Origin of the sequence: Allobosea sp. LC85 (genome assembly GCF_000735605.1) — a bacterium.
GTDB lineage: Bacteria > Pseudomonadota > Alphaproteobacteria > Rhizobiales > Beijerinckiaceae > Allobosea.
In genome coordinates this window covers 95,265-121,749 of sequence record NZ_JPKG01000061.1, presented here as the reverse complement: position 1 = coordinate 121,749, position 26,485 = coordinate 95,265, and the positions used below count along the sequence as shown (strand labels likewise).

The 26,485-nt window shown below is 64.8% G+C and carries 24 protein-coding genes; 15 read left to right on the top strand and 9 right to left on the bottom strand.

Features of this window, described 5'->3' with window-relative positions; all coding sequences use genetic code 11:
* Nucleotides 1–53 precede the first annotated feature (53 nt).
* From FG93_RS28735 to lpdA, 4 genes are all read left to right on the top strand, one after another.
* The gene (locus FG93_RS28735; protein WP_043241852.1) at nt 54–3,011 is read left to right on the top strand and encodes a 2-oxoglutarate dehydrogenase E1 component; all 2,958 of its coding nucleotides are present in this window, start codon (nt 54–56) and stop codon (nt 3,009–3,011) included.
* Between the two features lie 45 nt (nt 3,012–3,056).
* A complete protein-coding gene (gene odhB / locus FG93_RS28730; RefSeq protein WP_043241850.1) occupies nt 3,057–4,283 on the top strand; it encodes a 2-oxoglutarate dehydrogenase complex dihydrolipoyllysine-residue succinyltransferase in 1,227 nt (408 codons plus the stop codon).
* A gap of 166 nt (nt 4,284–4,449) precedes the next feature.
* Nucleotides 4,450–4,875, top strand: a complete 426-nt coding sequence (locus FG93_RS28725; protein WP_043241848.1) for a VOC family protein — start codon at nt 4,450–4,452, stop codon at nt 4,873–4,875.
* Between the two features lie 166 nt (nt 4,876–5,041).
* A complete protein-coding gene (gene lpdA, locus FG93_RS28720; protein ID WP_043241846.1) occupies nt 5,042–6,439 on the top strand; it encodes a dihydrolipoyl dehydrogenase in 1,398 nt (465 codons plus the stop codon).
* Nucleotides 6,440–6,640: 201 nt separating this feature from the next.
* Here lpdA and folD read toward each other — a convergent pair whose 3' ends face one another.
* Nucleotides 6,641–7,501 carry a bifunctional methylenetetrahydrofolate dehydrogenase/methenyltetrahydrofolate cyclohydrolase FolD gene (gene folD, locus FG93_RS28715; RefSeq protein ID WP_043242008.1) on the bottom strand — a complete coding sequence of 287 codons (861 nt, stop codon included), beginning with the start codon at nt 7,499–7,501 and terminating at the stop codon, nt 6,641–6,643.
* A gap of 237 nt (nt 7,502–7,738) precedes the next feature.
* Between folD and FG93_RS28710 the strand changes: the two genes are divergently transcribed.
* The 5 genes from FG93_RS28710 to FG93_RS28690 all read left to right on the top strand — a co-directional run bounded on the left by FG93_RS28710 (nt 7,739) and on the right by FG93_RS28690 (nt 12,663).
* Entirely contained in the window at nt 7,739–9,067 is a 1,329-nt protein-coding gene (locus FG93_RS28710; protein WP_043241844.1) for a cytosine deaminase, read from the top strand.
* The gene (locus FG93_RS28705; RefSeq protein ID WP_043241843.1) at nt 9,064–10,491 is read left to right on the top strand and encodes an FAD-binding oxidoreductase; all 1,428 of its coding nucleotides are present in this window, start codon (nt 9,064–9,066) and stop codon (nt 10,489–10,491) included. The genes FG93_RS28710 and FG93_RS28705 overlap by 4 nt, the downstream gene beginning before the upstream one ends.
* 2 nt (nt 10,492–10,493) lie before the next feature.
* Nucleotides 10,494–11,075, top strand: a complete 582-nt coding sequence (locus FG93_RS28700; protein ID WP_043241841.1) for an NAD(P)H-dependent oxidoreductase — start codon at nt 10,494–10,496, stop codon at nt 11,073–11,075.
* Between the two features lie 93 nt (nt 11,076–11,168).
* Complete coding sequence (locus FG93_RS28695; RefSeq protein ID WP_043241839.1) at nt 11,169–11,651, top strand: MarR family winged helix-turn-helix transcriptional regulator; 483 nt, start codon at nt 11,169–11,171, stop codon at nt 11,649–11,651.
* A gap of 97 nt (nt 11,652–11,748) precedes the next feature.
* Nucleotides 11,749–12,663 carry a DMT family transporter gene (locus FG93_RS28690; RefSeq protein ID WP_043241837.1) on the top strand — a complete coding sequence of 305 codons (915 nt, stop codon included), beginning with the start codon at nt 11,749–11,751 and terminating at the stop codon, nt 12,661–12,663.
* A 13-nt stretch (nt 12,664–12,676) separates the two neighbouring features.
* Here the strand turns inward: FG93_RS28690 and FG93_RS28685 are convergent, their stop codons facing one another.
* Nucleotides 12,677–13,588, bottom strand: coding sequence for an NAD(P)-dependent oxidoreductase (locus FG93_RS28685; protein WP_043241836.1), 912 nt, complete (start codon nt 13,586–13,588; stop codon nt 12,677–12,679).
* Nucleotides 13,589–13,692: 104 nt separating this feature from the next.
* Between FG93_RS28685 and FG93_RS28680 the strand changes: the two genes are divergently transcribed.
* Entirely contained in the window at nt 13,693–14,772 is a 1,080-nt protein-coding gene (locus FG93_RS28680; RefSeq protein ID WP_081881977.1) for a LacI family DNA-binding transcriptional regulator, read from the top strand.
* A 7-nt stretch (nt 14,773–14,779) separates the two neighbouring features.
* On the opposite strand, the gene FG93_RS28675 is transcribed toward FG93_RS28680, so the two are convergent.
* The 5 genes from FG93_RS28675 to FG93_RS28655 all read right to left on the bottom strand — a co-directional run bounded on the left by FG93_RS28675 (nt 14,780) and on the right by FG93_RS28655 (nt 20,223).
* Nucleotides 14,780–15,679 carry an NAD(P)-dependent oxidoreductase gene (locus tag FG93_RS28675; protein ID WP_043241835.1) on the bottom strand — a complete coding sequence of 300 codons (900 nt, stop codon included), beginning with the start codon at nt 15,677–15,679 and terminating at the stop codon, nt 14,780–14,782.
* Nucleotides 15,680–15,727: 48 nt separating this feature from the next.
* Nucleotides 15,728–16,633, bottom strand: a complete 906-nt coding sequence (locus FG93_RS28670; RefSeq protein ID WP_043241833.1) for a carbohydrate ABC transporter permease — start codon at nt 16,631–16,633, stop codon at nt 15,728–15,730.
* An 11-nt stretch (nt 16,634–16,644) separates the two neighbouring features.
* The gene (locus FG93_RS28665) at nt 16,645–17,592 is read right to left on the bottom strand and encodes a carbohydrate ABC transporter permease (protein WP_052514349.1); all 948 of its coding nucleotides are present in this window, start codon (nt 17,590–17,592) and stop codon (nt 16,645–16,647) included.
* Between the two features lie 81 nt (nt 17,593–17,673).
* The gene (locus FG93_RS28660) at nt 17,674–18,993 is read right to left on the bottom strand and encodes an ABC transporter substrate-binding protein (protein WP_043241832.1); all 1,320 of its coding nucleotides are present in this window, start codon (nt 18,991–18,993) and stop codon (nt 17,674–17,676) included.
* A 177-nt stretch (nt 18,994–19,170) separates the two neighbouring features.
* On the bottom strand, nt 19,171–20,223 hold the full coding sequence (locus FG93_RS28655) for an ABC transporter ATP-binding protein (protein ID WP_043241830.1): 1,053 nt from the start codon (nt 20,221–20,223) through the stop codon (nt 19,171–19,173).
* Between the two features lie 259 nt (nt 20,224–20,482).
* Between FG93_RS28655 and FG93_RS28650 the strand changes: the two genes are divergently transcribed.
* The 3 genes from FG93_RS28650 to FG93_RS32130 all read left to right on the top strand — a co-directional run bounded on the left by FG93_RS28650 (nt 20,483) and on the right by FG93_RS32130 (nt 23,186).
* A complete protein-coding gene (locus FG93_RS28650; RefSeq protein WP_052514327.1) occupies nt 20,483–21,244 on the top strand; it encodes a FadR/GntR family transcriptional regulator in 762 nt (253 codons plus the stop codon).
* A gap of 170 nt (nt 21,245–21,414) precedes the next feature.
* On the top strand, nt 21,415–22,374 hold the full coding sequence (locus FG93_RS28645; protein WP_052514326.1) for a 2-hydroxyacid dehydrogenase: 960 nt from the start codon (nt 21,415–21,417) through the stop codon (nt 22,372–22,374).
* A complete protein-coding gene (locus FG93_RS32130) occupies nt 22,314–23,186 on the top strand; it encodes an AprI/Inh family metalloprotease inhibitor (protein ID WP_081881976.1) in 873 nt (290 codons plus the stop codon). The genes FG93_RS28645 and FG93_RS32130 overlap by 61 nt, the downstream gene beginning before the upstream one ends.
* 217 nt (nt 23,187–23,403) lie before the next feature.
* Here FG93_RS32130 and hppD read toward each other — a convergent pair whose 3' ends face one another.
* Nucleotides 23,404–24,537 carry a 4-hydroxyphenylpyruvate dioxygenase gene (gene hppD / locus FG93_RS28635; protein ID WP_043241993.1) on the bottom strand — a complete coding sequence of 378 codons (1,134 nt, stop codon included), beginning with the start codon at nt 24,535–24,537 and terminating at the stop codon, nt 23,404–23,406.
* Nucleotides 24,538–24,649: 112 nt separating this feature from the next.
* On the opposite strand from hppD, the gene FG93_RS28630 reads away from it, so the two are divergent.
* Nucleotides 24,650–25,132 carry an Lrp/AsnC family transcriptional regulator gene (locus tag FG93_RS28630; protein ID WP_043241828.1) on the top strand — a complete coding sequence of 161 codons (483 nt, stop codon included), beginning with the start codon at nt 24,650–24,652 and terminating at the stop codon, nt 25,130–25,132.
* 106 nt (nt 25,133–25,238) lie between these two features.
* A complete protein-coding gene (locus FG93_RS28625; protein ID WP_081881975.1) occupies nt 25,239–26,132 on the top strand; it encodes a tellurite resistance TerB family protein in 894 nt (297 codons plus the stop codon).
* A 20-nt stretch (nt 26,133–26,152) separates the two neighbouring features.
* On the opposite strand, the gene FG93_RS28620 is transcribed toward FG93_RS28625, so the two are convergent.
* Nucleotides 26,153–26,485, bottom strand: coding sequence for an NIPSNAP family protein (locus tag FG93_RS28620; protein WP_043241826.1), 333 nt, complete (start codon nt 26,483–26,485; stop codon nt 26,153–26,155).

Sequence of the window (26,485 nt, the reverse complement as noted above, 5' to 3'; positions counted from 1 at the left end):
GGCATGAGACGCTCCGGGAACGGGGCAGGACGACGGTAGAAGGCAGGACGACAATGGCTCGCCAGGACATCAACGAGGCTCTCGCGCAGACGGGTTTCCTCTATGGCGGCAACGCGGCCTATATCGAGGACCTCTATGCGCGCTATCAGGCCGATCCGAGTTCGGTCGACGAGCAGTGGCGCGGGTTCTTCGCCGGGCTGAAGGATGATGGCCCGGCCATTATCCAGAACGCCAAGGGTGCATCCTGGACGAAACCGAACTGGCCGATCCACGCCAATGGCGAGCTCATTTCGGCGCTCGATGGCCATTGGGGCGTGGTCGAGAAGGTCATCGGCGACAAGCTCAGCGCCAAGGCCAAGGCTGCCGGCGCGACGCTCAGCGCCTCCGACGTGCAGCAGGCGACGCGCGATTCGGTTCGCGCCATCATGCTGATCCGCGCCTACCGGATGCGCGGCCATCTCCACGCCAAGCTTGATCCGCTCGACATCGAGCAGGCGAGGGACCCCGAGGAGCTGTCGCCGACCGCCTTTGGCTTCACGGACGCCGATCTCGACCGCAAGATCTTCATCGACAACGTGCTCGGCATGGAGTTCGCCACGCTTCGCGAGATGGTCGCGATCCTGCAGCGGACCTATTGCAACACGATCGGCATCGAGTTCATGCACATCTCCGATCCGGAGCAGAAGGCATGGCTGCAGGAGCGGATCGAGGGGCCGGACAAGGAGATCGCCTTCACTCGCGAAGGCAAGAAGGCGATCCTCAACAAGCTGGTCGAGGCCGAGGGCTTCGAGAAGTTCATCGATCTGAAATATACCGGCACCAAGCGCTTCGGCCTTGATGGCGCCGAGGCGCTGATCCCGGCGCTGGAGCAGATCATCAAGCGCGGCGGCGCGCTTGGCGTGCGCGACATCGTCTTTGGCATGGCCCATCGCGGTCGTCTCAACGTGCTGACCCAGGTGCTGGGCAAGCCGCACCGCGCGCTGTTCCACGAGTTCAAGGGCGGCTCCTTCGCTCCCGACGATGTCGAGGGCTCGGGCGACGTGAAGTACCATCTCGGTGCCTCGTCCGACCGGGAGTTCGACGGCAACAACGTTCATCTCTCGCTGACCGCCAATCCGTCGCATCTCGAGATCGTCGATCCCGTCGTGCTCGGCAAGGTGCGCGCCAAGCAGGACCAGTTCGGCGATATCGTCGAGCGCTCCAAGGTGCTGCCGCTGCTGCTGCATGGCGATGCCGCCTTCGCCGGCCAGGGCGTCGTGGCCGAGTGCCTCGGCCTGTCCGGGCTGAAGGGCCATCGCACCGGCGGCTCGGTGCATTTCATCATCAACAACCAGATCGGCTTCACCACCTATCCGCGCTATTCGCGTTCCTCGCCCTATCCGTCCGATGTGGCGAAGATGGTCGAGGCGCCGGTCTTCCATGTGAATGGCGACGATCCGGAAGCCGTCGTGTTCGCCGCCAAGATCGCGATCGAGTTCCGGCAGAAATTCCACAAGCCGGTCGTCATCGACATGTTCTGCTATCGCCGCTTCGGCCATAACGAGGGCGACGAGCCGGGCTTCACCCAGCCGCTGATGTATCGCAAGATTCGCGGCCACAAGACTACGCTGGAGCTCTACGCCACCAAGCTGGAAGCCGAAGGCGTGGTCCAGCCGGGCGAGTTCGACGAGATGAGGGCGGCCTGGAAGGGCAAGCTCGAGATCGAGTTCGACGCCGGCCAGACCTTCAAGCCGAACAAGGCCGACTGGCTGGACGGGCGCTGGGCCGGCATGAAGGCGATCCGCGCCGACGAGGACGACCCGCGCCGCGGTGCGACCGGCGTTCCCGCAGCGGTGCTGAAGGAGATCACCGAGAAGATCACCTCGACGCCGCCCGGTTTCAACGTCCACCGCACGATCCAGCGCTTCCTCGACAATCGCCGCAAGGCTGTCGAGGCCGGGCAGGGCATCGATTGGGCGACCGCCGAGGCGCTCGCCTTCGGCTCGCTGCTGCTCGATGGCCACCCCGTGCGTCTCTCGGGTCAGGATTGCGAGCGTGGCACCTTCTCGCAGCGGCACTCGGTGCTGATCGACCAGGAGACCGAGGCCCGCCACACGTCGCTGAACAACATCCGCGAAGGCCAGTCGCGCTACGAGGTCATCAACTCGATGCTCTCGGAAGAGGCCGTGCTCGGCTTCGAATACGGCTACTCGCTGTCGGAGCCCAACGCGCTGACCGCCTGGGAAGCGCAGTTCGGCGATTTCGCCAATGGCGCGCAGGTCGTGTTCGATCAGTTCATCTCGTCCGGTGAACGCAAGTGGCTGCGCATGTCGGGCCTCGTCTGCCTGCTGCCGCATGGCTATGAGGGCCAGGGGCCGGAGCATTCCTCCGCTCGCCTCGAGCGCTTCCTGCAGATGTGCGCTGAGGACAACATGCAGGTCGCGAACTGCTCGACGCCCGCGAGCTATTTCCACATCCTGCGCCGGCAGCTGAAGCGCGACTTCCGCAAGCCGCTGATCCTGATGACGCCGAAGTCGCTGCTGCGCCACAAGCGCTGCATCTCCGACCTGTCGGAGCTGGCCGAGGGCTCGACCTTCCACCGCGTGCTGCATGATGATGCCGAGCGCGGCCGCTCCGAGACGAAGCTGGTCAAGGATGCGAAGATCCGCCGGGTCGTGCTGTGCTCGGGCAAGGTCTATTTCGACCTGCTCGACGAGCGTGAGAAGCGCGGCATCGACGACGTCTACCTGATGCGCGTCGAGCAGCTCTATCCGTTCCCGCTGAAGACGCTGGCGCAGGAACTGGCACGCTTCAAGGCCGCCGATGTGGTCTGGTGCCAGGAGGAGCCGAAGAACATGGGCTCCTGGACCTTCGTCGAACCCTATCTCGAATGGGTGCTGGGCCATGCCGGTTCGAAGCCGAAACGCCCGCGCTATGTCGGGCGCCCGGCCTCTGCCGCGACGGCGACCGGCCTGATGTCGAAGCATACCGCCCAGCTCGCAGCCTTCATGGACGAGGCCTTCGCGGCCTGACCCTGTCCGAAGACGCCAGACAAAGACACGAACAAGAGGCCTGATATGGCGACCGAAATCCGCGTACCCACACTCGGCGAATCCGTCTCGGAAGCGACGATCGGCAAATGGTTCAAGAAGCCGGGCGAGGCCGTGAAGGCGGACGAGCCCCTGGTCGAGCTCGAGACCGACAAGGTCACGCTGGAGGTGAATGCCCCGACCGCCGGCGTGCTCGGCGAGATCGTCGCCAAGGAAGGCGAGACGGTTGGCGTCAACGCCTTGCTCGGCTCGATCTCGGCTGGTGACGGCGCTGCCGCAGCTCCGGCGAAGCCCGTCGCGGCTACGGAGGCTCCGAAGCCTGCTGCTGCGCCGGCCGCCGCTGCTGCGCCCGCGACCAAGGCTGCCGATTCCGGCCCGGCCGTTGCGCGCCTCGCTGCCGAGAGCGGTGTCGATCCGGCGAAGGTCGCGGCCTCCGGCAAGGATGGCCGCGTCACCAAGGGCGACATGCTGGCCGCCATCGCGACGGGTTCGGCGGCTGCAGCTGCGCCCGCAGCTCCGGTGCAGGTCCGCGCCCCGTCGGCTCCCGATGACGCCTCGCGCGAAGAGCGCGTCAAGATGACGAAGCTGCGCCAGACCATCGCGCGCCGCCTCAAGGAGGCGCAGAACACTGCCGCCATGCTCACCACCTTCAACGAGGTGGACATGTCGGCCGTGATGGCGCTGCGCAACCAGTACAAGGACGTCTTCGAGAAGAAGCACGGCGTGAAGCTCGGCTTCATGGGCTTCTTCGTGAAGGCCTGCGTGCAGGCGCTGAAGGAAATCCCTTCGGTCAATGCCGAGATCGACGGCACCGATATCGTCTACAAGAACTACTACCATATCGCGGTCGCGGTCGGCACGGACAAGGGCCTTGTCGTGCCGGTGGTTCGCGATGCCGACCAGCTCTCCATTGCCGGCGTCGAAAAGGAAATCGGCGCGCTCGGCAAGAAGGCGCGCGATGGCGCGCTCAAGATCGAGGACATGCAGGGCGGCACCTTCACCATCTCGAATGGCGGGGTCTATGGCTCGCTGATGTCGACGCCGATCCTGAACGCGCCGCAGTCGGCTATCCTCGGCATGCACAAGATCCAGGAGCGTCCGATGGTGGTCGGCGGTCAGATCGTCGTGCGCCCGATGATGTATCTGGCGGTCAGCTACGATCACCGCATCATCGACGGCAAGGAAGCTGTGACCTTCCTCGTTCGCATCAAGGAAGCGCTGGAGGACCCGGCCCGTCTCGTCCTGGACCTCTGAGCTCGAACAGATCTGCGGGAACCGCGCTCATGCCCGACAAGCCGTGCAAGCGGCCATCGCAAGGCGCGAGCATGGTTCCCGTTTCAAGAGCCTGATCCGGCCCGCACGACCACAGGACTTGACTTGCGGTCGCGTACTGGGATCGGGGATAGGGAAGGAGTTCGTGATGGCTTTTGGCCGCAATCCTCCCTCGCTCCAGGCGCATCTCTGCGTCAAGGGCGGTCTTGAGGCGATCGCCTTCTACGAGAAGGCTTTCGGCGCCGAATGCACCTTCAAGCAGATGGCGCAGGATGGCGTGCGGGTGTTGCATGCCAATCTCGCGCTGTTCGGCAGCGAGATCCTGCTGCATGACGAGTTACCGGAATTCGGGGGGCCCGTCGCCTCGCCGCATGCCCATGGCGGCGCCAGTATCGCGCTGAACGTCAATCTGCCGAACCCGAGCGATGTCGACGCGGCAATGGCCCGGGCGGAAGCCGCAGGCGCAATCATCTTCATGCCGGCGGGCGACGTGTTCTGGGGGGCCCGCTATGGCCGCCTGACCGATCCTTTCGGCCATGTCTGGGCCTTCAACGCGCCGCTGGCGCAGGGCTGAAGCCTGAGCCAGCGCGCGCCGTTGCGCTGGTCCGCGATAGCAATCTGGACCGCAAGGATGACATCTGCTGCGGGCATGGCGGACGGCGCCAAAGCCATGTATTGCGGCCGGTAAGACGCCGCACAGCGAGTGTCCACGCGCATTGCCTGCTCAACGGAAGGAAGTCATGTCCTACGATCTCGTCGTCATCGGTACTGGCCCCGGCGGCTATGTCTGTGCCATCCGCGCCGCTCAGCTCGGCCTCAAGGTCGCCGTGGTGGAGAAGCGCAAGACGCATGGCGGCACCTGCCTGAATGTCGGCTGCATCCCGTCCAAGGCATTGCTGCATGCGTCGGAAATGTTCGAGGAGGCCGGCCACACCTTCCCGAGCCTCGGCATCAGCGTCGGCACGCCCAAGCTCGATCTCAAGCAGATGATGGTCCACAAGCAGGAGACGGTGGACGCCAATGTCAACGGCGTCGCCTTCCTGCTGAAGAAGAACAAGATCGAGGCCTTCCAGGGCGTCGCCAGCATCCCCGGTGCGGGGAAGGTCGAGGTCAAGGGCGCGGACGGCAAGAGCCAGGTCCTCGAGACCAGGAACATCGTCATTGCGACGGGGTCGGAAGCGGCCGACCTGCCGGGCGTCGAAATCGACGAGAAGACCGTGGTGACCTCGACCGGCGCACTCGAGCTTGCGTCCGTGCCGAAGGAACTGCTGGTGGTGGGCGCCGGCGTGATCGGTCTCGAAATCGGCTCGGTCTGGGGCCGTCTCGGCGCCAAGATCACAGTGGTCGAATATCTCGACCGCATCCTGCCCGGCATGGATGACGAGATCGCCAAGCAGTTCCAGCGCATCCTGCAGAAGCAGGGATTCGAATTCCACCTGGGTTCCAAGGTCACCAAGGTCGAGGCGGGCAAGAAGGGCGCGACCGTCACGGTCGCACCCGCCGCCGGCGGTGAGGCCAAGACGCTGTCTGCGGATATCGTGCTGGTCGCCATCGGCCGTCGTCCGAACACCGACGGCCTTGGCCTGGAGGCGGCTGGTGTCGCGGCCGAGCGTGGCGGTGTCGTGATCGACGACCACTTCAAGACCAATGTCGCGGGCATCTATGCCATCGGCGACGTGGTGCGTGGTCCGATGCTCGCTCACAAGGCCGAGGACGAGGGCATGGCGGTGGCCGAGTTGATCGCCGGCAAGGTTGGGCATGTGAACTATGATGCCATTCCAAGCATCATCTACACGGCTCCCGAAGTCGCCGCGATCGGCAAGACCGAGGAGGAACTGAAGGCTGCAGGCATCGCCTACAAGGTCGGCAAGTTCCCGTTCACAGCCAATGGCCGCGCCCGCGCCATGCGCCACACCGAGGGCTTCGTGAAGTTCCTCGCCGACGCAGCGACCGACCGCGTGCTCGGCTGCCATATCATCGGCCCCCATGCCGGCGACCTGATCGCCGAAGTCACGGTGCTGATGGAGTTCGGCGGCTCGTCGGAGGATCTCGCGCGCACCTGCCATGCTCATCCGACGCTGGCCGAGGCGGTCAAGGAAGCTGCGCTCGCCGTCGACAAGCGCCCGATCCATATGTAAGCGGCATTGCCATTCCCGGGCGAAGCGTAGGTGCAGACCCGGGAATCTCAGCACAGATGACAAACGCCCGGCGCTTCGCCGGGCGTTTCACGTTTCGGGCTGGGCGGCAGCGCCGTCCTTGGCGTGCGGCCGGGTCTAACCTTCTGTGTTTGCATCGGCTTTTCCGAAAACCGCAATCCAGTTTTCGGGCCGATGCTTCAGTCAGCCCCGCCTTGCGTGAAAGGCCGTCAGCGTGTTGCGCAGCAGGCAGGCGATGGTCATCGGGCCGACGCCGCCCGGTACCGGCGTGATCGCACCTGCGACATTCACCGCCCCGGCAAAATCGACATCGCCGGCGAGCTTGCCGTCGGGCAGGCGGTTGATGCCGACATCGATGATCGTGGCGCCGGGCTTGATCCAGTCGCTCTTGACGAAATGCGGCCGCCCGACCGCCGCGACGAGGATGTCGGCGCGCCGGCAGACGGCGGGAAGATCGCGGGTGCGGGAATGGGCGATGGTGACCGTGCAGTCGGCCTGGACCAGCAGCTGTGCCATCGGCCGGCCGACGATGCCCGAGCGGCCGATCACCACGGCTTCCAGTCCGGCAAGCGATGGCAGGGTCTGCTTCAGCAGGATCATCGAGCCGAGCGGTGTGCAGGGGATCAGGCTGGCCTGTCCGTTGGCGAGGCGGCCGACATTGATGGGATGGAAGCAGTCGACGTCCTTGGCGGGGTCTATGGCCTCGATCACACGGTCGGGATTGATGTGCTTCGGCAAGGGCAGCTGCACCAGAATGCCGTCGACGCTGTCATCGGCATTCAGCGTGGCGACCTTGGCCAGCAGCTCCGCTTCGCTGGTCTCGGCCGGCAGGCGGTGAACGGCAGAGTTCATGCCGATCTCGCCGGCAAGCTTTTCCTTGGAGTTCACATAGACGCGGCTCGCCGGATCGTCTCCGACGAGCACGACATGCAGACCGGGTACCAGGCCGCGCGCAGCCCTGATCGCGGCGATGTCCTGGCCGATCTCGGAACGCAGCGCCGCTGCTGCCGCCTTGCCGTCGATGATGCGCGCCTGATCCGCCATGACCCACCGCCTGTGTTTCGCTGAGCGCTCCTCATGCGCGATCATCGTGCGGGCGGCAAGTATCGATGCGCCACTATCGATGCGCCATCGCCTTGGCCATTCGCGCCACAGGCGCGGGACTTGCCTCGCGGGACTTGCCTGCGGCGACGGCAGCTTGATCATCGCCTTGCCGCCACTCATGCTGGCCTGTATCGAGCGAGGGCAAGGCAGCGACTGACGGGATGGAGAGCTGACGACGTGACGACCGGATTTGCCGCCATTCCCGCCTCGACCAGCTACCGCCTGACCAATGCCCGCTTCCCGCTCTGCCTGATCGATGGCGCGGACCTTGCGGCCGATCGCGACGGGCTGGCACTGGTCGATCTTCGCGTCGAGGATGGGCGCATCGCTTCGATCCTGCCGGCTGGCACGGAAGCGCCCGAAGCCGGTCCCGGGCTCGATCTCGATGGCGGTATCGTGCTGCCGCGGCTGGTCGATGCGCATGTCCATCTCGACAAGGGCCATATCTGGCCGCGTCGTCGCAATCCGGACGGCACCTTCATGGGCGCGCTCGAGAATGTCATGGCCGATCGCGAGGCCAACTGGACATCCGAAGACGTGCGTACCCGCATGGATTTCGGCCTGCGCTGCGCCTTCGCCTACGGCACGAGCGCGGTCCGCACCCATATCGACTCGCTTGGCAAGCAGATCGGCATCTCCTGGCCGGTGCTGGCCGAGATGCGGGCGGAATGGGCCGGGCGTGTCGCACTGCAGGCCTCGCCGCTTTTCGGTATCCAGTTCGCGCTCGATACAGGACATATGCAGGCGGTGACGCGGGCCGTGAAGGTGCATGGCGACGGCATCTTCGGCTGCGTCACCTATATGATCCCGGAGCTCGAGGAGGCGCTCGACATCGTCTTTCGCACGGCGATCGAGCACGGCTTCGACCTCGACTTCCATGTCGATGAGACGAATGATCCGGCAGCGCGGTCCCTTGAATACATCGCCGAGGCCGCACTCCGGCATCGCTTTACCGGCAAGATCCTTGCCGGGCATTGCTGCTCTCTCGCCATGCAGGCTCCGCAGGATGAGGCGCGGATCATCGCCAAGGTCAAGGAAGCCGGCATCGCCGTCGTCTCCTTGCCGATGTGCAACATGTATCTGCAGGACCGTGACGGCGGACGCACGCCGCGCTGGCGCGGCGTCACTGCGCTGCACGAACTGAAGGCTGCCGGCGTGCCGGTGATGATCGCCTCCGACAATACGCGCGATCCGTTCTATGCCTATGGCGACCTCGACCTCGTCGAGGTGCTGCGCGAAGGCACCCGCATCCTCCAGCTCGACCATGGCCCGACCGATTTCGCGGCGATGATCGCGCGCGCACCGGCGGCGATCATGGGCGATGCCGACAGGGGCGTGGTGGCGCCCGGGCTGTCCGCCGACCTGATCCTGACCCGGGCCCGCGACTGGACCGAATTCTTCGCGCGCCCCCAGGCCGACCGCACGGTGCTGGTCGGCGGCAAGGCGATCGACCGGACGCTGCCGGATTACCGCGAACTCGACCATCTGATGAGCAAGAGCGCATGAGCCCCCGCTACGATATCGCCGCCCTGAAGCGCCGTCTCGGCGGGATCAGGACCGAGGACAACCCGGCACTGGTGAAGCAGAAGAGCCGTGACTTCTTCTGGTACTCGCCGATCCTCAAGCGCCAGCTCGACCATGTCACGGCGGACATCATCGTGTCGCCGACCAGCGAAGCCGAGGTGCTGGACGTCCTTTCGGCGGCTCATGCACTCGGCATCCCGGTGACGCCGCGCGGCACCGGGACCGGCAATTACGGCCAGGCGATGCCGCTCTCAGGCGGTGTGCTGCTCGATCTCTCGGGCTTCAACAAGGTCAAGTCGATCGAGCCCGGACGCTATGTCGCCGAGCCGGGCGCGATCATGGCCCGTATCGACGAGCAGACGCGGGCGCATTCGCGCCAGGAGCTGCGCCTGCATCCCTCGACCTATCAGACCGCCTCGATCGGCGGCTTCATCGCCGGTGGCTCGGGCGGTGTCGGCTCGATCAAATGGGGTGGCCTGCGCGACTGGGGCAACATCATCCGGCTCAAGGTCGCAACGATGGAGGCCTCGCCCCGTATCCTCGAATTCAGCGGCGACGACCTGCACAAGGTCGCCCATGCCTATGGCACCAACGGCATCATCACCGAAGTCGAGATGCCGCTCGGGCCCGCCTATGACTGGGTCGACGTCATCCTCGGCTTCGACACGCTGCGCACAGCGACCGAGTTCGCCAATGCGCTCGGCGAGCAGGACGGGCTGGCGTTGAAGAACCTCGCGGTCGTCGCGGCCCCAGTGCCGCATGACTATTTTCTGCGGCACAAGAAATTCCTGCCGCGCGACAGCCATGTCGTGATCGTCATGGCGGCGGATTTCGCAGTCGATGCGCTGCTCGCCTATGCCCGGCATTTCCGCGGCGCCGAGCTGCTGATGCGCTCCGACAGGCTCTCGCCGGACGAGGCCAAGGGCCTGCCGCCCGGCTATGAACTGGGCTGGAACCACACGACGCTGCGTGCGCTCAGGGTCGATCCGTCCATCACCTATCTCCAGGTGCTCTACCCCTTCCCGAGCCAGGTCGATCTGGTCCAGCGCATCCATGAACGTTTCGGCGACGAAGTGCGCTGCCATCTCGAATTCGTCCGCTTCGACGGCAAGGTCACCTGCTTCGGCCTGCCGCTGGTGCGCTTCACCAGCGAGGAGCGGCTCGAAGAGATCATGGCGATCCACGAGGAGATGGGGGCGCCGATCTTCAACCCGCATCGCTATACGCTGGAAGAAGGCGGCATGAAGCAGACCGACGCATTGCAGCTCGCCTTCAAGCGCGAGGCCGATCCGCAGGGCCTGCTCAATCCCGGCAAGATGATCGCCTGGGAGGACCCGTCCTACGACTACAAGTCGGGCAAGACGTTCCTGTTCCGCAGCCTGGCCGATGCCGGCGTGGGTGGCTGATCATGCGCGTGCTCGTGCTCTACGCCCATCCCGATCCTGACAGCTTCGGGGCGGCGCTGCATCGAGCCGTGGTGAAAGGTCTCGAGGAGGCTGGCCATGAGGTCGACGATTGCGACCTCAATGCCGAGGGCTTCGATCCGGTGCTAAGCCGGGAGGGGCGGGTCGGCTATCATGATGTTGCCAGCAACACGCTTCCGGTTGCCGGCTATGTCGAGCGGTTGCGGGCGGCCGAGGCACTGGTCCTGTGCTTCCCGGTCTGGAATTTTGGCTACCCCGCGATCCTGAAAGGCTTCTTCGATCGTGTCTTCCTGCCCGGCGTTTCATTCAAGCTGGACGACGGCAAGGTCAGGCCCAATCTCTGGAATATTCGCCGTCTCGTGGCGGTCACGACCTATGGCGGCTCGCGCTGGCGCGCCTTTCTGATGGGCGACCCGCCGCGCAAGGTGGTATGCCGGGCCGTACGCGCCGTCTGTCATCCGCGTGCGCGGCCGCTTTACCTGGCTCACTACGACATGAATCGCGCGACAGCGGGAAGCCGCGATGCCTTCCTTGCGCGCGTTTCGAAAAAGATGCGTACTCTGTGATTGTGCGCTGCACTTGCGTCATCACACTGTCATGATCGCAAGCGATCTCAGAGCCGGCGAATAGATTTCCGAGCAGTTTCCAAGGACCGGCTCATGACCAAGTCCCTCGAGAAAAGCGTCGGTCGAGCTCTCCTTGTGGCAGCGCGCCTGCACCGGGCGCGCATGGGCGAAAGGCTCAATGGTCTCGGGCTCTTTCCCGGGCAGGAGCAGGCGCTGAAGGCCCTTCAGCCAGCTCCCATGACGATGGGCGAACTCGCCACCCTGCTCCGGGTCAAGCCGCCGACTGTGTCCAAGACCATCGGCCGGCTCTCCCTGCAGGGGCTGGTGACGCGCGAAGGCGGTAGCCGCGATGGCCGGCTGGTCCAGGTCGCGTTGACCGAACACGGCCAGAAGACTGCGGCTGCGCTCGATGCAGTCTGGAATCAGGTCGAGGACGAGCTTCTGGAAAAGCTCGACGCCAAGGAGCGCAAGCAGCTCCGTAAGCTGCTGCGCAAGGCCTCGAAGGGCCTTTCCAAGGCCGGGGCGGAGATCGACGAGCCTGATGCCGATGCGGATGATGCCGAGGCTGAGGCCTGATCAGCGCATGGAACGCATGCCTTCAGACGCTGGTGTCGCTCACTAAATCGGTTAAATCTCTCTCCGTCATTCTCCTCGCGCATGACGGGACGGTCCTTTGCCCGCCTATTCCCACCGACCGGAAACGGGCCGCTCCCGCCTGATCGCCATCGGGCTGATGTGCGGCGCAGTGCTGTGCTTCTCACTGCTCGATACCAGCGCGAAATGGCTGGCCGGTCATATGGACCCGCTCCAGGTGGTGTTCGCGCGCTATGCCGGCAGCATGATCCTGGTCTCGCTGCTGCTGAACCCCTGGAGCCATCCCGGCATCCTGCGCACCAAGAAGCCCTGGCTGCAGGCGATCCGCTCGCTGCTGCTGCTCGGATCGACGGCGCTGAACTTCTTCGCGCTGAAATATCTTCAGCTCGCCGAGACGGTGTCGATCATGTTCGCGACGCCGCTTCTGGTGGCGCTGGTTTCCGGGCCGCTGCTCGGCGAATGGCCCGGGCCGCGGCGGCTCGCTGCGATCGGTATCGGGTTCATCGGCGTGCTGGTCATCACGCGGCCGGGCTTCGGCGGGATGCATCCGGCGGCGCTGCTCTGCATGATCGGCGTCGTCTGCTATGCCTTCTATTCGCTCACGACCCGGCTTCTGGCGGCCTTCGACCCGCCGGAGACGACGATGGTCTATTCCGGCGTCGCGGGAACGGTCGCGATGCTGCCGCTCATCCCGCTGTTCTGGACCTGGCCGGAGGGGCCGCTGCCCTGGGCGCTGATGCTGGTGACCGGCGCCATGGGGGGCTTCGGGCACTGGCTGCTGATCCTGGCGCATCGGTTGGCGCCCGCGACGGTGCTGGCGCCGTTCATCTATTCGCAGATCGTCTGGATGGTCACGCTCGGATATCTCGTCTTCGGCCAGCTTCCCGACCGCTGGACCTTCATCGGCGCAGCCATCGTGATCTCGTCGGGCCTCTATCTTCTCTATCGCGAGCGGGTCCGGGCCGTGCCCGAGGGCTCGGCCCGGCTCGATTGAGCGCTGGCGGATCTCAGCCCTTCGGCGCCAGCGAAACGCCGCTCTGCTGCGCGATCCAGTCGGAGAGCATCGGCACGTAATCATCGCCCCGGCCATTGGCGACGGCGGAGGCATAGGCGTTCTTGACGGCGTTGCCGATCGGGTTCGGGACGCCTGCCGCATTGGCGACGCCTTCGAGATAGCGCACATCCTTCAGCGCGTTGACCAGAGTGAACTTGTGCGCGTCACGGTCGCGCTCCAGCACGTATTTCATGAAGGTCTGATAGAAGCCGCAATCCATCCGGCTGCCGGAGAGCACGCTGTTGAAGGTCTGCGGCGTGATGCCGATTTTCTGGGCCAGCGCGAGCGCCTCGGAATAGATCGCGCCATAGCCCATCGACAGGAAGTTGTTGAGCAGCTTCATCTTGTGGCCGTCGCCGACGGGCCCGAGATGGACGACCTTCTGTGCCCAGGCCTCGCAGGCCGGCTTGATGCGCGCGAAGACCGCATCATCGGCGCCGATCATGGTCGAGAGCTGTCCCTGGACGGCTTGTGCCGGCGTGCCGCCAAGCGGCGCATCGCAGAGATGCAGGCCCTTCGCCTCGAGTTCGGCAGCAAGGCGGATGGTCGAGCCGGGATCGGAGGTCGAGCAATCGACCACGATCGTGCCGGGCCTGGCGCCGGCGACGATGCCGTCCGGGCCGTTCAGCACAGCCTCGACCTGTGGCGAGCCGGTCACGCACAGGAAGATGATCGTCGCCTGGGAAGCCAGTTCCTTCGGCGTTCGGGCCTCCGTCGCGCCAGCCGTCACCAGTTCCTCGACCGGCTTGCGGTTGCGGTGGCCCATCACCGTCAGCGGGAAGCCCTTGTCGAGCAGATTGCGGGCCATGCCTTGCCCCATCAGGCCGACGCCGATGAAGCCGATGGACTCTTTCGTGGTGCTCATCTTCAATTTCTCCGTCTTATATGAGAAGGACTCGATCAGGCGGCCTTTCGCAGGCCGGTTGAAACTCGCGGGACTCTTTCGCTTCCGTCTGAAGAGGGCGTGTCATGACCAGCAACGGCCAGACCTCGGAGGCCGAGCCAGCCGGGAAGGCGGGACTGGCTGCGCCGGGCCGTGGGCGTGTGACATTGCAAATCATCGCCGATCACCTTTCGGTGTCGACGGCGACGGTGTCGCTGGCCCTGCGCGGCTCGCCTCTCGTCGCGGACGCGACGCGGCTGCGGGTTCAGCAGATCGCGCGCGAGATGGGCTACAGCTACAACCGCAGCGCCGCTTCGCTGAGAACCGACCGGACCAATATCCTCGGCGTCGGCTTCCACGACATCACCAATCCCTATTTCGCCGAACTCCTGGCCGCGATCGAGGAAACGGCGACGGCGCATGGCCGCTCGATCCTGCTCGGCACCTATGCGGAGAATCTGGAGCGACAGGACCGGGTCCTGAACACCCTGAAGGAGTATCGACCCGACGGTATGGTGATCTGCGCCGCAGGCGGGAGCACGGCCGAAACCTTCGGCCATCTGATTGCGGCCGGTGTTCCGCTCGTCCAGCTCTCCCGCGAGATCCCGGGTCTCGACCTCGATTTCGTGGGATCGGATGATCACCATGGCACCGTGCTGGCGCTCGAGCATCTGATCGGGCTCGGTCACCGGCGCATCGCCTTCCTCGGCGAGAACGAGCTGATCTCGACGGGCCGGAACCGGTACCGGGGCTATTGCGAGACGCTCGCCCGGCATGGGATTCCGCTTGATCCTGCGTTGGTCTACGCGTCGATCGGCACCCGCGAGAACGGCCTCAAGGGCATTCAGAAGGTGCTTGATGCGGAGATTCCGCCAACTGCGGCGGTCTGCTTCAATGACCTCATCGCCTTTGGCGCGATGCTCGGATTGCGCCATCGTGGACTGGAAGCCGGGGTCGACTTCTCGCTGGTAGGCTGCGACGACGTGCAGGAAGCGGCGCAGTGGTATCCGGCCCTGACCACGCTGAAGAACTTCCAGGACGAGATGGGCCGCAAATCGGCGGAACTGCTGATCCGGCGCATCGAGGATCCCACAGCGGCGACGCAGCGAATCGTGCTGACGCCGGAACTCATCGTGCGAGGCACGACGACGCCGCCCAAGCGCTAGATCGCGTTCACGGATCATTCGCGGGTTTGGCGTTGAGCGCGCGATAAGCCCGCACGACCTGCGAATCGTCGCGCGCGCCATGGCCAAGGCCCGAACTTGCCAGGAACATCTGGTGTGCGGCGGCGGCGAGCGGCAGCGCTGTCCTGGCCGCCCGCCCGGCATCGAGCACGATCCCGAGATCCTTGACAAAAATGTCGACGGCACTGGCGACGGGGGCATCGTCCAGCAGCATGCGCGGGCCGCGATCCCGCAGCATCCAGGAGGAGGCAGCCGAACCGCCCATGATCTCGAAGAGGATCCTGCCGTCGATTCCGGCCTTCTCGGCGAGCGACAGCGCCTCGGCCGCCACCGCGATATGGACGCCGCAGAGCAACTGGTTGACCGTCTTCACGGTCGCGCCCTGCCCAGGCTTCTGCCCGACATGGAAGACCTTGTCGCCCATCGCATCGAGTACGGGCTGTGCCAGTGCGAAACTCTCCTGCGGCGCACCGACCATGATGGTCAGCGTCGCGCTGCGCGCGCCGCTGATGCCGCCGGAGACGGGGGCGTCTACGAAGTGACGGCCGGTCTTGGTGACTTCCGTCGCGATCGACTCGACTTCGCCAGGAGGGCATGTCGCCATCAGCAGCACGCTCGCGCCCGGTGCGAGCGCCGCCAGCGCACCGGCCTCGAACAGGACCGAGCGCGCCTGCGCGGCATTGACGACCATCATGACGAGCGCGTCGGCATCCTTTGCGGCCGTCGCCGCGCTCTCGGCGGCGTAGCCGCCCGCTGAGACCAGTGCCTCGCGGGCGCTCTCGCGCATGTCGAAACCGGTGACCCGGAACTGGCGCTTCACGAGGTTCTCGGCCATCGGCGCGCCCATGGCGCCGAGTCCGACGAAGGCGATGGATTTGATCTCGGTCACGGCAAGCAGTCCCTCAAACGCAAACGGGGCCCGGTGGGCCCCGCTCGATTATTCCTTCACCGCTCCGGTCATCGACGAGACGTAATGCTCGACGAAGAAGGAGTAGAGAATGACGACCGGCAGCGAGCCCAGCAGCGCGCCAGCCATCAGCGCCCCCCATTCATAGACATCACCGCGCACCAGTTCGGTGAGGACGCCGACCGCGACGGTCTTGTTCTCCGAGGACTGGATGAAGGTCAGCGCGTAGATGAACTCGTTCCAGGAGAGGGTGAAGGCGAAGATGCCGGCCGAAATCAGCCCCGGCACCGCCAGCGGCAGGATGATCTTGACCAGGATCTGCCAGCGGCTGGCGCCGTCGACGAGCGCGCATTCCTCCAGTTCGTAGGGGATCGAGCGGAAATAGCCCATCAGAAGCCAGGTGCAGAACGGCACCAGGAAAGTCGGATAGGTGAAGATCAGCGCGAGTTTGGTGTCATAGATGCCAAAGCCGAAGATCAGCACGGCAAGCGGGATGAACAGGATCGAGGGCGGCACCAGATAGGCGAGGAAGATCGCCAGACCGGTAACCCGCGAGCCACTGAAGCGCAGGCGCTCGATCGCATAGGCGGCGAACACCGCGGCGGTGAGCGACAGGATCGTCGATCCGATCGAGATCACGATCGTGTTGAGCAGCCAGTGCGGATAGGTGGTCTCGAACAGCAGGTAATTGATGTGGCGCAGCGTAGGCTCGCCCGGCCAGAGCGGGTTGTGGCTCCTGAAATCCGTGAGCTCGTGATTGGGCTTCAGCGCCGTCACGCCCATCCAGTAGAATGGAAAGAGCAGAACGAAGACGAAGACGGCGAGCGGCAGCCAGGTCGTCACCAGCCGGCGCGGCAGGTTGGCCATGTAGCTGGTGCCGACGCTTTCGTCGGTGAGGTGAACGCGTGAGGCGCTAGGCTGGCTGATGTCGGTCATGGCTGGCGTCCTCAGTCTGCGCCGCCCTGCTGCCATTTCCGCCTTTGCAGACCGAAATAGCTGAACAGGATCGCTCCGAGCAGGAAGGGGATCATGGCGACCGCGATCGCGGCGCCTTCGCCCAGCTGGCCACCCGGAATGGCGCGCTGGAAGGAGAGGGTCGCCATCAGGTGAGTGGCGTTGAGCGGGCCGCCGCGGGTCAGCACGTAGATGAGCTGGAAATCGGTGAAGGTGAACAGCACCGAGAAGGTCATCACCACCGCGATGATCGGCGAGAGCAGCGGCAGGGTGATGAAGCGGAAGCGCTGCCAGTTGGTCGCGCCATCGAGCATCGCAGCCTCGTAGAGCGAGGGCGAAATGGTCTGCAAACCGGCCAGCAGCGAGATCGCGACGAAGGGAATGCCGCGCCAGACATTGGCTGCGATCACCGAGGCGCGCGCATTGGTGGTATCGCCGAGGAAGTTGATATTGGTCGAGATCAGGCCGAGCTCCTTCAGAGCCCAGGAAATCACCGAGAACTGGGTATCGAAGATCCACCAGAAGGCGATTGCCGAGAGCACGGTCGGCACCACCCAGGGCAGCAGCACGATGGCGCGGATGAAGGCCTTGAAGGGCAGGTGCTCGTTCAGCAGCAGCGCCAGCCAGAGCCCGAGCGCGAATTTCAGAGCCGAGGCGACGACCGTGTAGAGGATGGTGTTGAAGACCGCGAGCCGGAACACCGAGTCGGTGAGCAGCGACTCGTAGTTCTCGAGCCCGATGAAGATGCCGGACCGGCCGATGCGAGTATCGGTGAAGCCGAGCCAGACGCCGAGCACCAGCGGCCAGGCCAGGAAGACGATCAGGAAGATCGCTGCAGGCACCATGAACAGGATGCCGAGCCCATTGCGGCTCTGGCCCAGCCGCGCCAGCATCGAAGGTTTCGCACGCTCTGCCGGCCGCGCGATTGCGGTGTCAGCCATGGTGATCTCTCCCGAATGCAGGGCCGGCGGCTTCTCGCCGCCGGCGGGCGCGGCCATGGCCGCGCCGTTTCGTTGCAGCGATCAGACGCGATAGTAGCGGTTGATGCGTGCCTCTGCGCGCTTGGCCGCTTCCTCCGGCGTCCGCTGGCCGGTGGCGCCTTCCGCAAACATGTCGACGAGGACGTAATCGGCCATCACCGCAGCCGAGGCGTAGCCGAGCGCGCCGGAATAGCCGTTCGGGCGCAGTGTCTCGGAGGCCTTCTGATACGGCGTGTGAACCGGATCGGAGGTCCAGATCGGATTGTTGGCGTAGGCCTTCAGCGGCTGGCAGCAATAGGCGCTGGCCTGGGTGATCCAGCTCGGCATCTGCTCCTGCTCGTACATGAACTGGAGATAGGCCTGCGCCGCCTGCGGGAACTTGGTGTGCTTGAAGATCACGCAGGTCGTGGTCTGGTGCAGCTCGACCGGCTGGCCCACCGGGCCGATCGGCATGTTCGCCGACCTCATGTCCTTGGCCATGTCGGCGAGCTTGGGGTCGTTCTTCGCGGAGTAGTAGAGCGAGACGCCGTTGGCAGTGACCGAAACCTCACCGGCCAGGAAGGCGCGGTTGTTGTTGATGTCGAGCCAGCTTTCCGTGCCCGGGATGAAGGTCTTGTAGAGCTCGGCGGCGTATTTGATCGCCGCGATCGTCTCGGGGCTGTTGATCGCGACCTTGCCCGCATCGTCGACGGTGCGGCCGCCATGGCTCCAGAGCAGCCAATGGCAGAAATTATTGCCGTCGCCGACGCCCTTTCCGAGTGTGAATCCGGCAGGGTGACCCTTGCCCTTCAAAGCCTTGCAGAGATCGAGGAAGGCGTCGGTCTTGGTCGGGAAGGTGGAGTGGCCGGCTTCCTTGACCCAGCTGTCACGATACAGGACGGCGTTCGCGATGGCGGCCAGCGGCAGGCCGATGAACTTGCCGTCCTTCTTGGCGTAGCCTTCGAGGCCGGGATACCAGCCGCCGTACTTGCCGCCGAGATAATTGCCGAGCTCGGTCACGTCGAGCAGCTTGTCAGGATACTGGAAGGCATCGTCGAACCAGACGAGCACGATGTCGGGGCCTGCGCCGACATTGGCGGCGACCGCGGCCTTCGGACGAATGTCCTCCCAGCCTTCCTTGTCGACACGGATCTGAACGCCGGTCGCGTCCGAGAACTTCTTGGTGTTGGCGAGCCAGGCGTCCTCCTCGCCCTTGACGAACGGGGCCCAGCGCAGGACACGCAATTGAGCACCCGGCTCGGGCGTGAACTTGGGAGCGGCCGCCTGGGCGAAAGCCGGCGCGGTTCCCAGATGACCGATCAGGCCGGCGCCAGCGGCTACGCCCGCGCTGCCCAGCAGCATATCGCGTCTCGAAATCGTCATTGATCGTTTCCTTCCCGGAAAGGCGGGACCTTTTTTGTGTCGCCTGCGACCCGTCCCTGGAAGTCGTCGCCGGCTCTTTTGGCTGCGACAGGCCAGCCAGTGCTTGGGTTGGCCTGTCGTAACGTCATGTCATGCGGGCCAAGGCGCGATGCGGCGCGGGCCTCCGCGGTCAGAAGCTCAGATACGCTTGCCGGTGGCGGCGTCGAACAGATGCGTGACGCTGGTGTCCGGCGTGATGCCAATGGTCTCGCCAGGCTTCGCAGTGATGCGCTCGCGGAAGACGCAAGTCAGTTCCTGCCCGCCGCAGCGAACGACGACCTGCGTCTCGGAGCCGGTCGGTTCGATGACCACGACCTCGGCCTTGAGGCCGTTCGGGTTGAGCTGGAAATGCTCGGGACGGATGCCGAGAACCGCGGCCTTGCCGTCGGCATTGGTGGGGTGTGTACCAATGGGCCAGATGACGCCGCCTTCGCTCTCGAAGCCGTTGGCGCGAATCGTGCCCTTGATGAAGTTCATCGACGGCGAGCCGATGAAGCCCGCGACGAAGAGGTTGTTCGGCCGGTCGTAGAGGTCGAGCGGAGCGCCCATCTGCTCGACGATGCCGTCATGCATCACCACGATCTTGTCGGCCATGGTCATGGCCTCGATCTGGTCGTGCGTGACGTAGACCGTCGTGGTCTTGAGGCGCTGATGCAGTTCCTTGATCTCGGTGCGCATCTGCACGCGCAGCTTGGCGTCGAGGTTGGAGAGCGGCTCGTCGAAGAGGAAGACCTGCGGATCGCGCACGATGGCACGGCCCATGGCGACACGCTGGCGCTGACCGCCGGAAAGCTGCCGCGGATAGCGGTCGAGCAGCTTGTTGAGGCCGAGAATGCCGGCGGCCTTGTTGACGCGCTGGTCGATCTCGGCCTTGGGGGCGTTCCGCAGCTTCATCGAGAAGGCCATGTTGTCGGCCACCGTCATGTGCGGATAGAGCGCGTAGTTCTGGAACACCATGGCGATGTCGCGCTCTTTCGGCGGCACGTCGTTGACGACGCGCGGGCCGATGCGGATCTCGCCGCCGGAAATATTCTCCAGCCCGGCGATCATGCGCAGCAGGGTGGATTTTCCGCAGCCCGAGGGGCCGACCAGAATTACGAATTCGCCATCGTTGATGTCGATGTCGACGCCATGGATGACCTGCGTCGAACCATAAGCCTTGCGCACATCAGCGATCTGGACTGAGGCCATCTGAACCCTCTCCCGGTCTTATGTTTCCTCTGGGGTCCGGTATCGTCCCGTGTCCGGGCTCTCCGCACCGCCGCTGCTGCCGGTTTCTAGTGACCGACCGACGAAAAGCGTCGCAGACCAGGCAGTGCCTGTTGCGCCGGGTTTCATCTGCGATAAAGTCATACGATACCGACAGGCGTGTCAAGCGCCGGAATCGTTCCAATGAAGCCGCTTTCCGGCGGCGTTGGGAGCGATCGAAAATGGGTGAGGACGCCAGCAGATGCGGGTGCGCGACTTTTCGCGGCCGACGACCCTGAATCCCGACCGCCTGTTCGGGCAGGTAGCCCAGAAGCTCGCAGTCGCGATCATTTCAGGGATCGTCAAGGCGGGTGAGCTGTTGCCGAACGAGGCCGATCTGAAATCCGAAATCTCGGTTTCGCGCACCGCTTATCGCGAGGCCGTGAAGTTCCTGACGGCGAAGGGGCTGGTCGAGGCGCGCCCGAAGAGCGGCACGCGGGTGGCGCCGCGCGACAGCTGGAACCTGCTCGATCCCGACGTGCTGTCCTGGCATTTCGAGGCCGACCCGAACGAGAAATTCATTCGCGACCTGTTCGAGTTGCGCAGTTTTGTCGAGCCGAGCGCGGCGCGGCTCGCGGCGCTGCGGCGTACGCCTGCCGATCTCGCGCGAATCCAGGCCGGCTATCACGGGATGATCGATAACCCGCCCTATGCCGAGGCAACCATTCGTGCCGACCTGGCCTTTCATGAGGCGATCCTGGCTGCAGCACAGAACTCGACGCTGCAATGTCTGGCAAGCGTCGTCTCGGCGACGATCCAATGGTCGCTGCTGCTGAAGTCGGGAGATGATCAGGGCTTCTATGTCACGTCGCTGTTCGATCACGAGCGGGTGCTGGATGCGATCATCCAGCGCGACGGCGATCTCGCCGCGGCGCGGATGAGTGCACTGGTCACCGATAGCTTGAACACCACACTCACCTTCCTGGCATGGGCAGGTCAGCGGAATGCTCCGAAAATCGCCTGAATAAGTCATACTACATATGACAGGGACGCGCTCTTCTCGCCCTGCAGCGCGTGTAGTACTGCTCTGCCGATGCCGCGTAGCGGAGGCCTTGAGGTTTCGCGATCTAATCGTTTTAAAGAGTTGAAATCAAGCCAGCCGCTCTGACCCCACGCCCGACGAAAGTTCACGACATGACCGACATCATCATGACCGGCCCGCTGATGGCCTACGCCGCCGACCAGTTGAAGGCCCGTTTCACGGTGCACGAACTCTGGAAGGCAGAGGACCGGGCCGCCCTGCTGAAGGAGATCGGCGGCAAGGTTCGTGGCGTCGCCGGTGGCGGCGCGCATGTCAGGATCGACGGCGCGCTGTTCGACGCCCTGCCGAAGCTCGAGGTCGTTGCGAATTTCGGCGTCGGTTACGACAGTGTCGATGCCAAGGAAGCCGGCAAGCGCGGGCTGATCGTCACCAATACGCCGGACGTGCTGACCGATGAGGTGGCGGACCTGGCGCTCGGCCTGCTGCTTGCGACGGTCCGCCAACTGCCGCAGGTCGACCGTTACCTGCGTGCCGGCAAGTGGTTGGAGAAGGCCTATCCGCTGACGACCTCGCTGCGAACCCGCAAGGTCGGCATCGTCGGGCTCGGCCGCATCGGCAAGGCAGTGGCGCAGCGTATCGAGGCATTCGGCCTGCCGGTCAGCTATCATGGCCGGACCCGTCAGGCGGACGTGCCCTATCGCTACTATCCTTCGCTGGTCGAGATGGCGGCGGATGTCGACACGCTGATCTCGGTCGCCCCTGGCGGCGCTTCGACCCATCACATGATCAATGCCGACGTGCTGAAGGCGCTCGGCCCGAATGGCATCGTGATCAATGTCGGCCGCGGCACGGTGATCGACGAACAGGCATTGATCGAGGCGCTCAAGAACAAGGTCATCCTTTCGGCTGGCCTCGACGTCTTCGAGGACGAGCCGCGCGTGCCGGCCGAACTGATCGCGATGGATCATGTGGTTCTGCTGCCGCATGTCGGATCGGCATCGGTGCATACGCGTGAACAGATGGGCCAGCTTCTGGTCGACAACCTGGTTTCATGGTTCGATGGCAAGGGTCCCCTGACGCCGGTTGCCGAGACGCCATGGAAGAAAGCCTGAGACACCGCCTTTCGGTTCACATGAGGCGAGGATGCCTGCCGCTTGTGGCGGGCGTCCTTTTCGCGGGAGCGCTACAGGCGCAAACATCACCACTCCCGAAAGGGGCAGAGACCGCGCCTGACGCAATCCGCCCCTTGATCGGTGCCTGGAACCTCGAGCAGGCCGGTGCGCCGCGCCAATGCACCATCACCCTTGGGGTGGAACAGTCGGGGCAGGGGCGGCAACTACGCTTCCCTGCGACCTGCCGGCGAGCACTGCCCATTCTGGGGCAGATCATGTCCTGGAGTGTCGGCGGTGAGGGCGAGCTGCGCCTGCATGACGGGGCCGGCAAGGCCGTGATCACGCTCAGCAAGTCCGGCACTGGCCTGAACGGCAAGGGCACGGACGGGCAGGACTATCTGCTGGATCCCAAGGATCATCCGCGCAGCGCACGCCCAGTGCCGCCCAGTGCGGCGGAACGGGCCGCGACCGCCGCGGCCCGGCCGACGGTCGTTGACCCGGCGGCCGCGCCGCCGACCGATGCAGTGCCCGGACGCTATGTCACGATGCGCCAGCAGAACCGCGAGGGATGCCGCCTCATGCTTGAGGCGGGTGTTGCCAACGCCCCCGGCGGCGCACCCGCGCGTTTCGACGGGCGCTGCGACGATACCGGCCTGACGATCTTCGATCCCGTCGGCTGGCGCTATGCCGCCGGGCGCCTTTCGCTGGTTGCGCGCAAGGGGCACAGCGTCGATCTCGTCTTCGAGAACGGCCAGTGGCGCAAGGACCCTGCGGTGGGCGCACCGCTGATGCTGCGCAAGCTCGCGCCGTAGGAGCGCACTTTCGCCCCGACGCGGCCGAGCGTCTTCATGTTGGCTATCGAATCGACTTGATAGTCAGCAGCCCCCCGCGATTGCGATGGCGGTCGACATCTGAATATGGAGGTGCGCTCGTCAGGGAGCCTGATGAGCGCCGCGTGATCGCTGCTCCCGACAGACGAAACGGGGCGCGGCCGCAAGGGCCACGCCGCGTCCCATCGTGGTCGGCGCGTTACTCGGCCGCCTCGACCTTCAGCACGCCGCGACGAATCTGGTCCTCCTCGATCGACTCGAACAGGGCGCGGAAATTGCCCTCGCCGAAGCCGTCATCGCCCTTGCGCTGGATGAACTCGAAGAAGATCGGCCCGAGCACTGTGCCGGAGAAGATCTGGAGCAGGACCTTGCTCATCCTTCCTTCCTTCGAGCCGACTGCGACCGCGCCCTCGCCATCGATCAGGATGCCGTTGGCTTTCAGCCGCTCGACTGGTTCGCCATGGCCGGGAACACGCGCATCGACGCGCTCATAATAGGTTGGCGGCGGCGCCGGCATGAAGGGCAGGGCGTTGCGGCGCAACTGCTCGACGGTGGCGTAGATATCGCGAGCGCCGAGCGCGACATGCTGGATGCCCTCGCCCTTGTACTGGCGCAGGTATTCCTCGATCTGGCTCTTGTCGTCGAGCGACTCGTTGATCGGGATGCGGATCTTGCCGCAGGGCGAGGTCAGGGCACGCGAGATCAGGCCCGTGAGCTTGCCTTCGATGTTGAAGAAGCGGATCTCGCGGAAGTTGAAGAGTTTTGCATACCAGCCCGCCCAATGGTCCATGCGGCCGCGATGGACGTTATGGGTGAGGTGGTCGAGATAATAGAGACCAGCCTGCTCCGGATGCGGATTCGGCTCGTCGATCCATTCGAAATCGACGTCCCAGATCGAGCCCTTCGCGCCATAACGCTCGACGAAGTACAGGATCGAGCCGCCAATGCCCTTCACGGCGGGAATCTGCATCTCGCCGGGGCCGACCTTGCTCTCATAGGGCTCGGCGCCAAGCGACACGGCGCGCTCGAAAGCATGCCTGGCATCGACGACGCGGAAGGCCATGGCGCAGGCACACGGGCCGTGCTCGGCTGCAAAGCGCTGGGCAAAGGACTCCGGCTCGGCATTGACGACGAAATTGACGTCGCCCTGACGGTACAACGTGACCTTCTTGGAGCGATGCCGGGCGACGGCTGTGAAGCCCATCTGCTCGAATAACGGGCCGAGCTTCTCTGGCTCGGGATGGGCATATTCGACGAACTCGAACCCGTCCGTTCCCATGGGATTGGCTTCGGAAATGGCGGGAGGGGCGGTGTCGTGCGGAAATGGGCCCATGGCGTTCTCCTCGATGTGACTGCCGACATGGTCGCGCACCGCGAAGGCAAAGAGCTTGCAAAATACTCCGATATGGCGCGGAATCCGCACAGTTCGTGCAAAGGATCTCCCTATGGTGCGTGATGTGAGCGGTCTCGATTCCTTCGACTGGCGCCTGATCGATGCGCTCCAGCAGGACGCTTCCCTGACGAATGGCGCGCTGGCCGAGAAGGTCGGGTTGTCGGCGAGCCAGATTTCCCGCCGGCGCCAACGGCTCGAGGAGGAGGGCACGATCCGCGGCTACCGGGCGCTGATCGATCCGGCCGCGATCGGGCTCGGCGTGACCGTCTTCGTCCATGTCGCGCTGAACACGCATTCGCGCGACAATGCCCGCCGCTTTCGCGATCTGGTCAGGCTGACTCCCGCGATCCTGGAGGCGCACGCGCTGACGGGTGAGGCGGATTATTTGCTCAAGGTTGCGGTCGGCGATCTCAAGGAACTCTCGCGCTTCGTCAACGAGATTCTGATGCCGCATGAAAGCGTCGCGCGGGTCCGCTCGGAAATCGCGCTCGAGACACTGAAGGAGCCGGGGCTCCTGCCGTTGCCTTCGTCATGATCGCGTCAAGGTTCGCTTCCATGCGGGGCGGCTTGTGAAGCCCGTGGCCCGGGTGCAGGTTACGCCGCCGCTTTGCGGTGAATGGCCTAAACGAGGGAGCCTCTCGATGTTCAACGCAAAATCACTCCTGGACGCGCTGGTCAGCGCCGGCAATCAGGCCGGGCAGCAGGCAGGCCAGGCCGGGGGGCTCGGCGGGATGCTGGGCAATTTGGCGCAACAGGTTCAGCAGGCCGGTGGTTCGGGTGGAATTGGCGGCCTCGTCGGCAGCGTGCTCGGCCAGGCGACGCAGGGCATGCAGGACGCCGCGCGCCAGACAGGGCTGGAGCAGAAGGCGACCGAGGTTGTCGGCCAGGTGTCCGGCGGCAAGACGCCCGACCAGTTGCTGGAACAGGCCAAGGGCATGTTCAGCAGCAATCCGGCCGTGGCAACCGCGGTGCTCGGCGGTCTCGGTGCCTTGCTTTTCGGTTCGTCGACAGGGCGTTCGGTTGCCGGCTCGGCGGCGAAACTCGGCGGTCTCGCGCTGATCGGCGGCCTCGCCTACAAGGCCTACCAGAACCATCAGGCCGGCAAGCCGCTGCTCGATCTGAAGCGTCAGGAGGTTTTGCCAGCGCCGGCCGGGACCGGTTTCGAGCCGGAAGCTGCAAGCGAGGCTACGGCCCTCATCTTCATCCGGGCGATGATCGCGGCCGCGGCCGCCGACGGCCATATCGACACCGAGGAGCGCAATGCCATCCTCGGGGGGCTGCGCGAGGCCGGATTCGACCCGGAAGCCAATGCCTGGCTCGCCAATGAAATGGCCAATCCGGCTTCGGTCGATGTCCTCGCCGAGGCGGCGGAAACCCCGGAGCTCGCGGCACAAATCTACACGGCGGCTCGCCTCGCCATCAATCCGGATACGCCTGCGGAGAAGGACTTCCTCGCCGGGCTCGCGGGCTCGGTCGGCCTCGATGCCGAACTGGTCGCCAATATCGACGCGGCTGCGAGCGCGGCGAAGGCCTGACGCCGCTCCAATCGGCGCGATCAGGGTGCGCGGCGCGCACCCTGATCGTCTTCGAAGACCGGTCGGAAGAACGAGCGTTCAAAGCTGATGATGAAGCGGTGCTTGTCGTTCATCGCCATGGCCGCCAGGCATTCCTCGTCCTTGAACGAGGCGGTGCGATACTCCTCATAGGCCGCGAGCGACGGAAAGCTGAACATCGCCAATGCGACGTTCGATGTGCCTTCCGAGGGCATGAAATAGCCGTGATGCTTGCCGCCGAACTTCTCGACCAGCCTGATCCAGAGTTTGCCATAGGCCTCGAAGGCCGGCAGCTGGTAGGGATCGACGATGTAGCGCAAATGGCAGGTGATCAT